Here is a 287-nt window from a genome sequence, read left to right on the forward strand (position 1 = left end):
CGGCGGAGGCGCCGCCTACCGCAACGGTATACGTTATCGCCGCCGCCAGCGAATGACGCTGAAAATCCTCACTTTCCAGATAATTCAGCGCCGTATCGGCCGACGCGCTGCTTTCGGTCGGTGGCGGAGCATTCCCCGCGGCGGTCGTCTCTGGTCTGGTTGCGCGCTGCGCGGCACCGGCCCCCAGCCAGGCCATCATCAATACACTCATGACCCCTCCCGGACATTATGGCTCATCACTAAAACGGGGCTGAAACGAGGTCATGATGGCCAGCATCTGCTCGCGC

Annotated in this window: 1 protein-coding gene; it reads right to left on the minus strand. The window is 62.7% G+C overall.

Going from position 1 to position 287, the window contains the following annotated elements; genetic code table 11:
- Positions 1-211: hypothetical protein (locus tag ACGF49_RS25170; RefSeq protein WP_387493511.1), on the minus strand; the 211-nt coding region annotated here is incomplete at its 3' end.
- Positions 212-287 lie beyond the last annotated feature (76 nt).

The organism is Photorhabdus sp. RM96S, assembly GCF_042879335.1.
Classification (GTDB): Bacteria; Pseudomonadota; Gammaproteobacteria; order Enterobacterales; family Enterobacteriaceae; genus Photorhabdus; species Photorhabdus kayaii.